The organism is Saccharibacillus sp. CPCC 101409 (genome assembly GCF_030518235.1).
In the GTDB taxonomy this organism is placed as follows: domain Bacteria; phylum Bacillota; class Bacilli; order Paenibacillales; family Paenibacillaceae; genus Saccharibacillus.
Genome location: NZ_JAULSA010000018.1, coordinates 20,741 through 34,540, shown reverse-complemented (window position 1 = coordinate 34,540; position 13,800 = coordinate 20,741). Strand labels below are relative to the sequence as shown.

The following is a 13,800-nucleotide window of genomic DNA, read 5'->3' as shown; positions in this document are numbered from 1 at the left end:
CCGCAGCGTTCTTTTCCATACCAAAAGACCGGATGTTCGCGATTGCAGCGAAGACCCGGTCTTTTCTTTTTCCAATGTTCTTTTTCCAACATTCTATTTCCAGTACAGCGTAACCCGCCAGTTATTCGTTCCCTCAAGCGCTTTGCTCGTATAGCGGATTCCCGAAATTCCCTGGCCGGTCAGCGAGCGAAGGTCGGTTTTCAGCTCCTCCCGCGTTCCTTTGTATTGAAACGAAGTTTGGCTTTCTCCCCGGCTGTCCGCCTGCTTGACGACCTGCCGCAGCATCGACGCCGTGGACACGACCGCCGCCGAATCCGAAGAAGCGTTGTTGTAACCCAGCAGCGTCCGCAGCTCTTTTGCTACGGTTACGCCTTTGGCCGCGAGCGCGTTCAGCGTATCCGCGTACAGCGTCACCGCCTGCGGATAGTTGGCCGAAGTCCAGACGTGATCGCGTTTGAGCTGGCTGTCCGTGACCAGGTAGTATGCCGTCGACACGCGGTCGCCGCGGTCCGGCACCGGATCGTCCCAGGTCGTATCGAGCTGATACCACTTGCCGCCCAGCTTGACCATATTCCAGGCGTGCGCCGTCCCTTCGACATAACCTTCCACGATATTCGTTTCAAAACCGGCCTGCTTCAGCAGATCGTACGTCAGCAAAGCGTAGCCCTGGCATACGGCGCTGCCTGTCTTCAGCCCGTCGTAAGCCGTAAACTTCGACAGCGTCTGATCGTATTTCAGGCTGCGCACGACCCAGTCGTGAATCGCTTTGACCTTCAAATGATCGTTCATATCCGGCGTCGTGATCTGCTTGAGCGTCTCGCCGACTTTCTGATGCACGTAAGCGGACTGCTGGGCCGTTTCGCGGTAAGTGAGCTTCAGCTCCGCGCTGGACGACGCACTCGTGCCGCGCAGCGAATAGGCGTAGCCTTTCATCGTATAGTGAATATAGGGGTCCTGTTCGATCGCCGCGTTCAGCGCGGGCTCGATTGCTTTTTTCAATTCCTGAATGCCGCCCGCGTAAGTGAGATTCAACACGCCTTTACGCGCGGTCAGCGCCTGATAGATCTGGTTTTGCAGCTGTGTTTGCGACTGGGCCTGGGCCGAGACCGCCGCCGCCGTTGCCGTTTCGCCGAGCGGATGCAGCCCGCCCAGAGCGCCTCCCGCCACCAGTGCGAATGCCATGCCCAACTTCAATATCTGCCTGCTTGCTCTTCCCTTCATGAGTACGCATTCTCCCCCTCGGTTGACGAAAGTTGTGCTTGTGCCGCTTTATCCCTTATGTATATCGGCATCCGCCCTGCTTCCCGCAAGAGCGGCGCAGATCTCTTTTCCAAAAAAGCCCTCTCTTTATTATGAACGAAGCCGTCTAAAAAGCAAAGGGTGTCGTTGAAGCGTTTTTTTCGATCGTCCGCACGGCAAACAGCCGCTTTCCCTTGGACGGGAAAACGGCTGTTTGCATCGGGCAGGCTGCGCGGATACCCGGCGGCTCAGTTGTCGCCGCCGCGGAACGCGGAAAGTTTGCGGTTCAGTTCGGCCGTTTGGCCGTATACGTCTTGATACACCTCGAACAATTTGCTGTACGTTTCGGCGCGCTGCGCGTCCGGCGTGTACGTCTTGTCTGCGCGGATAAATTCGCGCGCGCAGTCCTGCAGCGTCTCGAACCAGCCGCTGCCGAACGCCGCCAGCATCGCCGCGCCCATTGCCGGCCCCTGCTCGCTTTCCAGCTTCACCACATCCGCGCCGAACACGTCCGCCTGCATTTGCAGCCATTCCTTGTTCTTCGCGCCGCCGCCGATCGAGACCACTTTATCGACCGTTTTGCCGGCCGCGCGCAGAATATCGATCGATTCGCGCAGCGAGAACGTGATGCCTTCCATCACGGCACGGGCGAAATGCGGCAGCTTGTGGCTCGCGTCGATGCCGATAAAGCTGCCCCGGATATCGGAATCCGGGTGCGGCGTGCGTTCGCCGACGATATACGGCGTAAACAGCAGGCCGTTCGCGCCCGGCGCTACTTCGCCGATTCCGGCAAGCAGGTCTTCGAACGATTGGCCGCCGCCGAACGTTTCGCGGAACCACTGCATGCTGTAGCCGGCCGCAAGCGTGACGCCCATGATATAAAACGCGTCTTTTTCACTGTGGTTGAAAAAATGGACTTTGCCTTCGAAGTCCAGATCGCGGCGCGTCTCGTACGACAGGACCACGCCCGACGTCCCGATGCTGCACATCGTCTGGCCTTCGCCCAGGATGCCCGCGCCGATTGCGCCGCAGGCGTTGTCGGCTCCGCCCGCGTATACGCGCGTGCTCTCCGTCAGGCCCGTGCTCCGCTGCATCTCCGGCAGCAGCGATCCCGTGTCGTCGAACGATTCGACGAGCGGCGGGAACAGCGAAGTCGGCAGACCGAACGCTGCGGCGATCCGCTCGCTCCACTGCTTGCCCGCCACGTCCAGCAGCAGCGTGCCGGCCGCGTCGGAGTAGTCCATGGCGGCGCTGCCGGTCAGGCGCAGGCGCACATAGTCTTTGGGCAGCAGGAACAGCTTGGCCCGCTCCAGGATCTCCGGCTCGTGCTCCTGCACCCAGAGGATCTTCGGCAGGGTGAAGCCTTCCAGCGCGCGGTTGCGCGCGATCTTCAGCAGGTCCGCGCCGAGCGTCTGCTCGATCCTGCGGCACTGCGGCGTGGTGCGCGTGTCGTTCCACAGAATGGCCCGGCGCAGGGCGCGGCCGTCTTCGCCGACGAGCACCAGTCCGTGCATCTGGCCGGAGAAGCTGATCCCTTCGATCTCTTCCGGCTTCGCGCCGGACGTTTGCAGCAGCTTGTTCAGCGACAGGATCGTTTTCTCGACCCAGTCTTCGGCATCCTGCTCGCTGTAGCCCGGCTTGGGCTGGTGCAGCGGATAAGCTTCCGATTCCTCCGCGACGACTCTGCCGGATTTGTCGACGAGCACCGATTTGACGGCGCTGGTGCCGAGGTCGATTCCGATAACGTAACTCATGTGTGTCCTCCTTGGTTGAGCGAATATTGGCGCTGCGACTAGCGTTGGAGCGTGCGGCCAAACGGCCGCGGCCGCGTTAACAGCGTGAATAGCTTGAAGCGTGAACAGCTTGAACAGAATGTAAAAGGACGGCTCCCCTCCCCGAAGGGAGCTTGCGGGAAGCCGTCCGATTATCATGCGATGATCGCTTGTGCGATTCTGTATGTTTGTTGAAACCCTGACGCCGCCGGTGTTGTGGGCGGTGTGGCCGGCTGGAAGAGCCGGCTTTTTTTATGATTGCGCTTGGCCTATGGCAAGCGCAACGGACTTGGAAAGAACGTCGCTTGGCGCGGGAGACTGCGATTTGCTAAGCCCGGAGGGATATGCAAATCTTGCTCCGGGAATCCACAAATTTTGCTCCTTAAAACTTATCGCTCAGCGCGGGAGACTACAATTTACGTGCCCGTAGGGGTCCGCAAATTTTGCTCCTAACCATAAATATACTGGTTGAGTACGGATTGGAGAAGTTCCTGGCGGCCGGATTTGTTCGGGCGCGGGTTCTCGTTGTTCAGGGCGTACTCGGCCAGGGAAGACAGGGTCGTTTTGCCGGCTATGATATCGGCGCCGATGCCTTCGGAGAAGCTGCTGTAGCGTTCTTCGATGACTTTGTCGAACGCGCGGTCTTCGATCAGCTTGGCTGCGACTTTGAGGCCTTTGGCGTACGTGTCCATACCGGCGATGTGCGCCAGGAACAGGTCGTCGGCTTCGAAAGAGTCGCGGCGGACTTTGGCGTCGAAGTTGATGCCGCCTTTGCCCAGGCCGTCGTTCTTCAGCACTTCGTACAGCGTCAGCGTCGCGTCGTAGATATTAACCGGGAATTCGTCGGTGTCCCAGCCCAGCAGCATATCGCCCTGGTTGGCGTCGAGCGATCCCAACATGCCGTTGATGCGGGCTACGCGCAGTTCGTGGTCGAACGTGTGGCCGGCCAGCGTCGCGTGGTTGGCTTCCAGGTTGAGCTTGAACAGCTTGTCGAGATCGTATTTTTGCAGGAATGCGATCGTTGTAGCCGCGTCGAAGTCGTACTGGTGTTTGGTCGGCTCTTTCGGTTTCGGTTCGATCAGGAACTGGGCGTCGTAGCCGATTTCCTTCGCGTAGTCGGCCGCCATGTGGAACATGCGGGCGATATTGTCCTGCTCCAGCTTCATATCCGTGTTCAGCAGGGACATGTAGCCTTCGCGTCCGCCCCAGAATACGTAGTTTTCGCCGCCGAGGCGTTTGCCGACTTCGAGACCTTTTTTGATTTGAGCTGCTGCGTGAGCGTACACGTCCGCATTGTTGGTGGAAGCGGCGCCGTGCACGAAGCGCGGATTCGTGAACATGTTGGCCGTGTTCCAGAGCAGTTTTTTGCCGCTGGATTTCATGTTCGATTCAATCAGGTCGACGATCGTGTCGATGTTCGCGAAAAACTCTTTGAGCGTCGATCCTTCAGGCGTGATGTCGATATCGTGGAAACAGAAGTACTCCAGTCCCATTTTGTCCATGAACTCGAAGCCGGCTTCGACGCGGGCTTTCGCCAGGTCGATACCGCTGTACGAATGCCAAGGGCGAATCGCCGTCGTTGCGCCGAACGGATCGCCGCCTTCCGCCGTCAGCGTGTGCCAGTAAGCCATCGAGAACTTCAGGTGCTCGGACATTTTCTTGCCCGCGACCACTTCGTCCGCGTTGTAGAATTTAAAAGCGAATGGGTTTTGCGACTGACTGCCTTCGTAAGCCACTTTACCGACATTTTCAAAATAAGCCATGTAAGAAATGCCTCCTCGTTATTTCGCAGAAATCGTTTACATCGCTATCCTAGCACATCGGAAAAACTTTGTCTATCGGGTAAACTAAGTCTTTCGCTAAAAGTTTTTCCGGGTTAAAATACAAAATAGAAAGCGCTTGCTCGATATTTTCGCCAGGCGCTCGGGGTTGGCGGAGCTCGATGTTTTCGCCAGGCGCTCGGGTTGTTTTCCTTCGGAAAGCCAAAGGTCGCTTCTGCCGAAAACATCTCGCCGGAGGGTTGGTGCGGGGCGGCGTCCCTCGTATCTCGGGACGCGGGAAGGGCTTGGGGCTCCCTGCACCGGGGGAACTTCCCGGCGCAGGATCGCGGGATACGGCTTTCTCTGCCGAGAAAGGCCGGTCCGGTTCAAAACAGAAAATAAAAGCACAGGTACACTTATTTCGGGCGGAACGCTCCTGTTTCTTGAAATAGCGGCGCAGGTACAACTATTTAGGCGTAAAAGAGCAAATAGGCGTGTAAAAGCTCGAAATAGATGTACGGGCGCAGTTATTTGCTCAGAAAAGCAAGATTCAGCTTAAATAAGTGTATATAGACGCTTATTTGGGATTCGACTTGATACTTGATTTGTTTTTCGGTTTCTTCCCTCTTGTTTAATTCGAATCGAGTGTACGAGTTGTTTGGCGTAAACCCGCTTCTCGATAGCTAAACACTTTCGGAGAAAGTCACCTTGGAAGCATACGTGAACGAATTTTCTACACGGCTTTTTACGGCTGTTCTGCAAACCGGGCGTTTACACAGCGGCTCGCCCGCTGCTTAAAGCCAAGCATGATGTCTTCTTTTCCCGGGCAAGTTGGCTTATGATAGAGAGAATGTTCGGAGCACGGATGGAGGAATCGAGGATGAGAGTGACCGGGGATCAGGCCCTTGTCAAGAAGTTGAACAAGTCGATCGTGCTGGATACGATCCGCCGGCAGGGGCCGCTGTCGAGGACGGATGTGTCGGAAAGGACCGGGCTCAATAAAGCGACGGTGTCCAATCTGACGTTTGAGCTGCTGGAACAAAGCCTGGTCGAAGAAACGGGGCCGGGGGAATCGAGCGGCGGGCGCAAGCCGCTGATGCTGCTGTTCAACGGGGCGGCGGGCAGTTCGGTCGGGATCGAACTGGGCGTCACGAGCGTCAAAGCGGCGCTGACCGATCTGCGCGGACGCATCCTGCTCGAAAGCGGCGCGGCGCTCGAAGGAACCGATCCGGAGGCGGTGTTTGGCAAGATCCGCGAAGCGGTGCGGCCGCTGCTGGACGCGGTGCCGGAATCGCCGCACGGGCTGGTCGGCCTCGGCATCGGCGTGCCGGGCATGGCGGACGACTCCGGCGTCGTCTTGTATGCGCCCAACCTGGGCTGGGAAGGCGTCGACCTGAAAACGCGGCTGGAAGCCGAGTTCGGCGCGCCGGTCGTCGTGGACAACGAAGCGAACGCCGGCGCGGCGGGCGAGCGCGAATACGGCGCGGGCCGGCATGTGCGGCATCTGGTGTACGTCAGCGCCGGGATGGGCCTCGGCTCCGGCATGATTATCGACGGACAGCTGTACAAAGGCGCCTGGGGCTACGCCGGCGAGACCGGCCACATGTCGATCGAAAGCGACGGACGGCTGTGCAGCTGCGGCAGCCGGGGCTGCTGGGAGCTGTACGCGTCGGAACGCGCTTACGCGTATGCGTCGGAAGAATCCGCAGGCGGCAGCGGCGCTCTGCCGGCGCAGACCACGCCGGAGCTGGTCGAATACGCGCGAAGCGGCCATGCCGGCGCGCTGGCGCTGTACGACGAGATCGGGCGGCGGCTCGGCATCGGCGTGACGAATCTGGTCAACGGCTTCAACCCGGAGAAGATCGTCGTGGGCGGACCGCTGACCGAAGCCAAAGAATGGATCGAGCCGGCCATGCTGCGGACGATCGCGGAGCGGGCGCTGCCTTATCACCGGCGCGAACTTGCGGTGTCTTTCTCCGAACTGGGCAGCCGTTCGGCCGTGATCGGCGCGGCGCATCTGGCGGTGTCGCAGTTTCTGGGGCGGGTCCGGGTCTCGCTGTAAACGGCGCGGCCGGCCCGATCGGCGCGGTCGGTTTGCCGTCGCCCGCTTCCGCGCAGCGCGGCGGCCGGCCCGGCAAAAAAAGGACTTCTTTTCCGCCCGAAGGCGAAAAGAAGTCCTTTTTTCCGTCGGCCCGCCAAGCGAATCGGCCGGCCGCTTCAAGCCGGATTTACGCTTTAAGCGCTTTTTCCAGCTGAAGTTTGTTCATGCCCACGATCTTGGCTTCGCCGATAACCGTAACCGGCACGGCGCGCAGCCCCATATCCCAAACCTGCTGAGCGAAATCGTCGCTCTGCTCGATGTTGCGTTCTTCGTAAGATACGCCTTTCCCGTCCAGGTAAGTCTTGACCTGCTTGCAGTGCGGGCAGTTGGTGCTTGTGTATACGATTGCGTTTGCCATGGGTTCTCTCCACCTTCTCGATATGTTTTTGAAACCAGCTTTCTTTATTATAACGCGATTGAAGCGCAATACCAAATGTTAAGCGGGATAAAATGTGACGAAAAAGACGCGGCGGCCGTTTGTGCGGCCGAATTTGCCGGATTCGGCCGTTCGCGCCGTTTCGCCATTTTCGACGGTTTGCGCTGCGCCGCCCGCTTTTCTTTTTACAGAACCGCTTCCGCTTTTTCCGCGGCCGCTTCGGCGAATTCCAGGCTTTCGATAAACCGTTCGCAGTCCATGGCCGCCGCGCAGCCGCTGCCCGCAGCCGTGATCGCCTGGCGATAGCGCGTATCCTGCACATCGCCGCAGGCGAATACGCCCGGAATATTCGTTTCGCTCGTGCCCGGCGTGACGACGATGTAGCCGTTCTCGTCGGTCGTTACCTGTCCGTTCAGGAAGCCGGTGTTCGGATGGTGGCCGATCGCCACGAACACGCCGCTGGCTTCGATCATTTCCGTTTCTCCCGTTGCGTTGTTGCGCACTTTCAGCCCCTGCAGGCCGTTGACGCCTTTGACGACTTCGAGCGGCGTGCGGTCCAGCGCCCATTCGACTTTCGGGTTCTGGCGCGTGCGCTCCTGCATGATCTTCGAGGCGCGCAGTTCCGATCTGCGGTGCACCAGCGTGACCTTCGTGCCGAAGCGGCTCAGGAAGTTCGCTTCTTCGAGCGCCGAGTCGCCGCCGCCAACCACGACGATTTCTTTGCCGCGGAAAAAGAATCCGTCGCAGGTGGCGCAGGTGCTTACGCCCATGCCGACATTTTCTTCTTCGCCGGGAATGCCGAGGTATTTGGCGCTTGCGCCGGTCGACAGGATCAGCGTCTCGGTCACGAGCTGCCCCATGCCGTCCACGGTCAGTTTAAAAGGACGTTCCGACAGGTCGACATTCTCGACCCAGCCGGTGCGGAATTCCGCGCCGAAGCGTTCGGCCTGCTTGCGCATATTGTCCATCAGCTCGGGGCCCATGATGCCGTCCGGGAAGCCCGGGAAGTTCTCGACTTCGGTCGTGGTCGTCAGCTGCCCGCCCGGCTGCGGCCCCTCGATAACGAGCGGGCTCATATTGGCGCGCGCCAGATAGATAGCGGCGGTGAGTCCGGCCGGGCCGGTTCCGATAATGATCGATTTGTACATGAAGATCCTCCTCTTTCTCAACCGTTTCCTAATTTATAATGATTACAATGTAGTATTTATTATGCTGCGCAAAATCAATTGTGTCAAGTTCAATTTATCCCTATATAAATGAAGATTCGATGAAGCCGTCGTTGGCAGCACGACAAAAAAGCCGCTTTCCCCCAAAGGAAAGCGGCCAAACGAAATGCGGCGTGACGAGGCAGCGCCAACCGCCGGCCGCGTTTGCAAGACCCGGCTTACACGCGCGAAGCGGCGCCGATCGCCTGCTCCAGATCGTGCAGGATATCGTCGACGGATTCCGTGCCGATCGACAGGCGCACCATGCCGGGCAGCACGCCGGAAGCCGTTTGTTCCGCTTCGCCGAGCTGCTGGTGGGTGGTGCTCGCCGGATGGATAATCAGGCTTTTCGAATCGCCGACGTTGGCGAGGTGCGAGAACAGCTTGACGCTTTCGATCAGCTTTTTGCCCGCTTCGACGCCGCCTTTGATCCCGAACGTCAGGATGGCGCCCTGGCCTTTCGGCAGATAGCGCCGCGCCAGCTCGTGCGACGGATGGCTCGGCAGCCCGGAATAGTTGACCCATTCCACCTGCTCGTGCGCTTCCAGATACCGCGCGACGGCGAGAGCGTTCTGCGAATGGCGCTCCATGCGCAGATGCAGCGTTTCGAGTCCCTGAAGCAGCAGCCAGGAGTTGAACGGCGAGATCGCCGCGCCCAGATCGCGCATGAGCTGCACGCGCGCTTTGATGATGTAGGCGATCGGTCCGACAGCCTGCGTGTAGACGAGCCCGTTGTAACTGGGATCGGGTTCGGTCAGTCCCGGGAAGCGTCCGCCCTGCGTCCAGTCGAACTTGCCGCCGTCGACGATCACTCCGCCGATCGAAGTGCCGTGGCCGCCGATAAACTTGGTGGCCGAATGCACGACGATATCCGCGCCGTGTTCGATCGGGCGCAGCAGATACGGGCTCGGGAACGTATTGTCCACGATCAGCGGCACGCCGTGTTCGTGGGCGATATCGGCCACGGCCCGGATATCGAGCACGTCGCCGCGCGGATTGCCGATCGTTTCGGCGTAGACCGCTTTCGTTTTCTCGTTGATAGCGGCGCGGAAGTTCTCGGGATCGCTCGAATCGACAAAGCGCACGGTGATGCCCAGCTTGGGCAGCGTCACGGCGAACAGATTGTATGTGCCGCCGTACAAACTGGCCGAAGACACGATCTCGTCGCCCGCGCCCGCGATATTCAGCAGGGAGTAAGTGATGGCCGCCTGCCCGGAAGCCGTCGCCAGCGCGCCGGCTCCGCCTTCCAGCGCCGCGATCCGCTGTTCGAACACATCGCTGGTCGGATTCATCAGCCGCGTATAGATATTGCCGAACTCCTGCAGCCCGAACAGATTGGCCGCGTGCTCCGTATCGCGAAAGCCGTACGACGTCGTCTGGTACAGCGGCACGGCGCGAGCTCCCGTCGTCGGGTCGATCTCCTGTCCTCCGTGTACCGCCAGCGTTTCGAATGCGAGTTTTCTTTCCTCCGTCATATCCGAATCCTCCCGAATTTCGTCCCGGCAGTCCGGGACGCTGATAGTTTGGAAGCGCTCCCGAACGGCGCGTGATTTCTGGCTGCCGAGCTTCTCTGCCGGACGCTTCCTTCCTTTAATCGTGAACAGCGCGAAAGCGTGATATTGGCCTTATTCTTACACAGATTGGGAGGATTGAAAAGAAAAAATTTGCGATTGGGTTCTACTTGCGCTCCGGATACATAAAGCCCCAGCCGTAACCGGCTTCCTTCGAGGTGTCTTCCGGCATGCCCGGCAGGATCAGGCCGCCGTCGATGCGCAGATTGATGCCGGTAATATACGACGCTTTATCCGAAGCGAGCCAGGCGATCGCTTCCCCGATATCGGACGGCGTGCCGAGCCGGCCCAGCGGAATCTTGCGGCCGAGCGGCTCCTCGTGCGCGTTCTGGTCCAGGTTGTTGACCGTCGCGCCGGGCGCGACACAGTTGGTGCGAATGCCGTGCGGCGCCCATTCCAGCGCCAGCGAGCCGCAGGAGCGGATCAGCGCGGCTTTCATGCCGCCGTAGATGCTGTCGCCCGGATAAGCTCTCTCGCCGCGCGAAGACGTGATGAAATGCACGCTTCCTTTGATCTCGCGTTCGATCATCGACCGGACCGCGTACTTCGATACGAGGATGGGCGCCGTATAATCCAGCGCGACCATCCCGTTCAGGTCTTCTTCATCGAGCTCGGTCAATTCCGAGTACATGCCTTCTCCCGCGTTGTTGACGACCAGATCGATCCGGCCGAAGTGCTCCAGCACGGCGTCGACGACTTTTTGCGGTTCGCCGGGCTGCTTCAGGTCGCTCTGGATCGCGAACGGCTCCGCTCCGTAGATATGCTTCAGTTCCCGCGTCATCGTCTTCATGTCGTCCGAGCTCGAATGATAAGTCAGCGCGATGCGGTAGCCTTTTTGGGCCAGTACATGCGAGATGCCCAGTCCCACCCCTTTGGCTCCGCCCGTGACCAGAGCTACGAGAAATTGTTCCGAAGATTGCGTGTCGCTCATCTTGATCTCTCCTTTGTCGCGATAGTCGCGATTCTCCTGAATGCGCATTCACGGCCCATTACCCTTCGCCGCCGCCGCGGAACCGCCCGGAAAGCGGAAACTTTGCCGGCTTTGCCGATTCGGGTGCACAGACAAAAAGACGTCTTCCCGCAGAGGAAGACGCCTGTCCTGCGTTCGATAAGCCGGGCGGTTCAAGCGTTCGCGTAAATCTCGCGCAGCCTGTCCGCCGAACGGCGCGCCGTTTCGGCCGTCACGCCTTCGATCGAAATATCGATATGCGGCTTGTGCCGCTTCAGCAGGGCGCACAGCACATCGGTGTGCAGCAGCCCGTCTCCGACCGGACGGTCGGCTCGCCGCGCGGGCTGCTCCGAACCTTCCCCGGCTTCTTCAAACACCAGGTCTTTGGCATGGATCAGCACCATGCGTTCGGCCAGCGTCTCGAACGCGCCGCGCATCAGATCGTCCTGCGCCGGCAGCCGCTGCGCGTTCATCAGATTGCAGGCGTCGAACAGCAGCCGAACGGTCGTGGACGGCACTTCGTCCAGCAGCCGCCGGAAATCGTCCAGCGAATCGAGCGTATGGCCCGCGACCGGCTCGATCGCAAGGCTCGCGCCCCATTTCTCCGCTTCTTCGGCCAGCTCGGACATCGTCTCGCGCAGCACGCTCCACCCCTGCTCGCGGTAATCGAGCGGGTGCGAATCGCGGAACGTCGTCAGCGAGCCCGTTTCCGTGCCCACCAGGCCGCAGCCGAAGTCGCGCGCCAGGCGCAGATGTTCTTTGAAGCGGTCGATCTCCGCCCGCCGCGCGTCCCGGTCCGGATGGACCGGATCGATATAACAGCCGAGCACCGCGATCCTTACCCCTTCGCGGTCGAACGTCTCGGCGATATGATTCGCCAGCCCGGGACTCAGCTTGCCCGGCGAGCAGTCGATATCCGCGATCGCTTTGAGCAGCGCGAGCTGAACGGAAGCGAAGCCTTCGGCAGCCACTTTGCGCGCCAGCTCGGCGACCGGAAGCCTGCCGTACGTATGTGCCAGTATGCCCAGTTTCATCCTTGATTCCTCCTCGTGATTCCGGAGCGTCGGGAAAACGCCGCCCGGGAGCCTAGATGCCCTGCATTGCAAACAGCCGGTTAAACGAGCATGGAAAAAGCGGAAAACAAGCCTTATCTGTCCAAAAATAAAACGCTGGATCGAAAAATAAAATGTTAGAATAAGTAAATAAGTTCCATAGGAGTGAGACGATGAAATTATTGCTGACTTCCGGGGGCGTAATCAACCCGAGCATACATGAAGCGCTGGTCGACATGCTGGACAAGCCGATCGCCGAATCCACCGCTCTGTGCATCCCCACCGCCATGTACGGACATCCCTGGGTCGGTCCCGGCATCGATGCGTGGGAATTCATCAGCGGAAAGTCCGATAACCCGATGGTCGAACTGGGCTGGAAATCGGTCGGCGTGCTCGAACTGACCGCGCTGCCGAGTATCGATCAAGAACGCTGGGTGCCGCTGGTCCGGGAGATCGACGTTCTGCTGGTTTCGGGCGGCGACGCTCTTTATCTGAACCATTGGATGCGGAAGTCCGGACTGGCGGACCTTTTGCCGTCGCTGCGGGCGGTTTATGTGGGCATGAGCGCCGGCAGTATGGTGATGGCGCCCAGCATCGGGGATTTCTTCGTCGGTTGGACGCCGCCGACCGGCGGCGACGAAGCGCTGGGCCTGGTCGATTTTGCCCTGTTTCCGCATCTCGACCACGAAATGCTGCCTGGAAACACCCTGGCCGCCGCCGAGAACTGGGCCGCCGGGATGCCGGGACCGGCCTATGCGATCGACGATCAAACCGCGATCAAAGTCGTCGACGGAGACGTTGAAGTGATTTCCGAAGGGCACTGGAAGCATTTCGCGCTCTGATATTCCCGCGGTTGAGCGGCAGGCGGCGTCGATCGAACGAATGCAGCGGCGTTCCGACCCTTCGTTCAATAAGATTTCGTATATGAAAAAAAGCCGCGCCGGCGATACGGATTGCTCCGCTCCCGCCGAACGCGGCCTGTTGTTCGTCCCGCCGTTAGCGGATCATCCAGCCGCCGTCCACGCAGAGAATATGGCCGTTGACGTAATCCGCGGCTTTGGAAGCAAGGAATACGGCCGGCCCGCCCACGTCTTCGCCCGTGCCCCAGCGTCCCGCCGGAATGCGGACCGTGATCGAGTCGGTGCGGTCTTTGTCTTCTCGGATCGGCGCGGTGTTGTCGGTCGACATGTATCCCGGCGCGATCGCGTTGACCTGCACCCCTTTGGAAGCCCATTCGTTGGCGAACGCTTTGGTCAGGCCGGCGACTCCGTGCTTGCTGGCGGTATAGCCGGGTACGTTGATGCCGCCCTGGAACGACAGCATGGACGCGATATTGATAATCTTGCCGCTGCCGCGCGCGATCATGTGGTTGCCGACCAGCTGCGTCATGTAGAACACGGTCTTGAGGTTGATATCCAGCACGTCGTCGAAGTCTTTCCAACTGTGCGCGGAGATCGGCGTGCGGCGGATAATGCCAGCGTTGTTAATCAGGATATCGATCTGCCCCGTGAATTCCAGCGCGCGTTTCACGACGTCTTCCAGATCGTCCGCTTTGCTGAGGTCGGCCTGGATTTCGTACGCTTTGCGTCCGAGCGCTTCGACTTTGGCCACCGTGTCCTTGCTGTCCGTGTACGATACGGCGACAATGTCCGCGCCCGCCTCGGCCAAAGCCAGCGACATCCCCTGTCCGAGACCGCCGCTCGCCCCCGTTACCAGTGCCGTTTTGCCGCTGAGATCAAAGAAACTCATATTATTTTTCCTCCCGAAATAAATTC

Annotated in this window: 11 protein-coding genes; 2 read left to right on the top strand and 9 right to left on the bottom strand. The window is 59.7% G+C overall.

Translation table 11 applies throughout. The features are described from left to right. Positions 1–93: 93 nt before the first annotated feature. The 3 genes from QWJ34_RS23595 to xylA form a co-directional block, all read right to left on the bottom strand. Positions 94–1,221, bottom strand: coding sequence for a transglutaminase domain-containing protein (locus QWJ34_RS23595; RefSeq protein WP_302731564.1), 1,128 nt, complete (start codon positions 1,219–1,221; stop codon positions 94–96). A gap of 266 nt (positions 1,222–1,487) precedes the next feature. After that, positions 1,488–2,993: a xylulokinase gene (gene xylB, locus QWJ34_RS23590; RefSeq protein WP_302731563.1), complete on the bottom strand. Its 1,506-nt coding sequence runs from the start codon at positions 2,991–2,993 to the stop codon at positions 1,488–1,490. Positions 2,994–3,460: 467 nt separating this feature from the next. Next, positions 3,461–4,774, bottom strand: a complete 1,314-nt coding sequence (gene xylA / locus QWJ34_RS23585; protein ID WP_302731562.1) for a xylose isomerase — start codon at positions 4,772–4,774, stop codon at positions 3,461–3,463. Between the two features lie 877 nt (positions 4,775–5,651). Here xylA and QWJ34_RS23580 point away from each other — a divergent pair. Beyond that, positions 5,652–6,833, top strand: coding sequence for an ROK family transcriptional regulator (locus QWJ34_RS23580; protein ID WP_302731561.1), 1,182 nt, complete (start codon positions 5,652–5,654; stop codon positions 6,831–6,833). A 166-nt stretch (positions 6,834–6,999) separates the two neighbouring features. On the opposite strand, the gene QWJ34_RS23575 is transcribed toward QWJ34_RS23580, so the two are convergent. The 5 genes from QWJ34_RS23575 to QWJ34_RS23555 form a co-directional block, all read right to left on the bottom strand. Then, positions 7,000–7,230 carry a glutaredoxin family protein gene (locus QWJ34_RS23575; protein ID WP_302731560.1) on the bottom strand — a complete coding sequence of 77 codons (231 nt, stop codon included), beginning with the start codon at positions 7,228–7,230 and terminating at the stop codon, positions 7,000–7,002. A 203-nt stretch (positions 7,231–7,433) separates the two neighbouring features. Continuing rightward, positions 7,434–8,396, bottom strand: a complete 963-nt coding sequence (gene trxB / locus QWJ34_RS23570; protein WP_302731559.1) for a thioredoxin-disulfide reductase — start codon at positions 8,394–8,396, stop codon at positions 7,434–7,436. Positions 8,397–8,632: 236 nt separating this feature from the next. Further along, positions 8,633–9,928 (bottom strand): homocysteine synthase, encoded by a 1,296-nt coding sequence (locus QWJ34_RS23565; protein WP_302731558.1) that lies wholly within the window; start codon positions 9,926–9,928, stop codon positions 8,633–8,635. Between the two features lie 202 nt (positions 9,929–10,130). After that, the gene (locus QWJ34_RS23560; protein WP_302731557.1) at positions 10,131–10,955 is read right to left on the bottom strand and encodes an SDR family NAD(P)-dependent oxidoreductase; all 825 of its coding nucleotides are present in this window, start codon (positions 10,953–10,955) and stop codon (positions 10,131–10,133) included. 191 nt (positions 10,956–11,146) lie between these two features. After that, on the bottom strand, positions 11,147–12,007 hold the full coding sequence (locus QWJ34_RS23555; RefSeq protein ID WP_302731556.1) for a sugar phosphate isomerase/epimerase family protein: 861 nt from the start codon (positions 12,005–12,007) through the stop codon (positions 11,147–11,149). A gap of 191 nt (positions 12,008–12,198) precedes the next feature. Here QWJ34_RS23555 and QWJ34_RS23550 point away from each other — a divergent pair, with 191 nt between their 5' ends. Beyond that, on the top strand, positions 12,199–12,867 hold the full coding sequence (locus QWJ34_RS23550; protein ID WP_302731555.1) for a Type 1 glutamine amidotransferase-like domain-containing protein: 669 nt from the start codon (positions 12,199–12,201) through the stop codon (positions 12,865–12,867). Between the two features lie 154 nt (positions 12,868–13,021). Here the strand turns inward: QWJ34_RS23550 and kduD are convergent, their stop codons facing one another. Beyond that, the gene (kduD, locus tag QWJ34_RS23545; protein ID WP_302731554.1) at positions 13,022–13,774 is read right to left on the bottom strand and encodes a 2-dehydro-3-deoxy-D-gluconate 5-dehydrogenase KduD; all 753 of its coding nucleotides are present in this window, start codon (positions 13,772–13,774) and stop codon (positions 13,022–13,024) included. Positions 13,775–13,800: the final 26 nt, after the last annotated feature.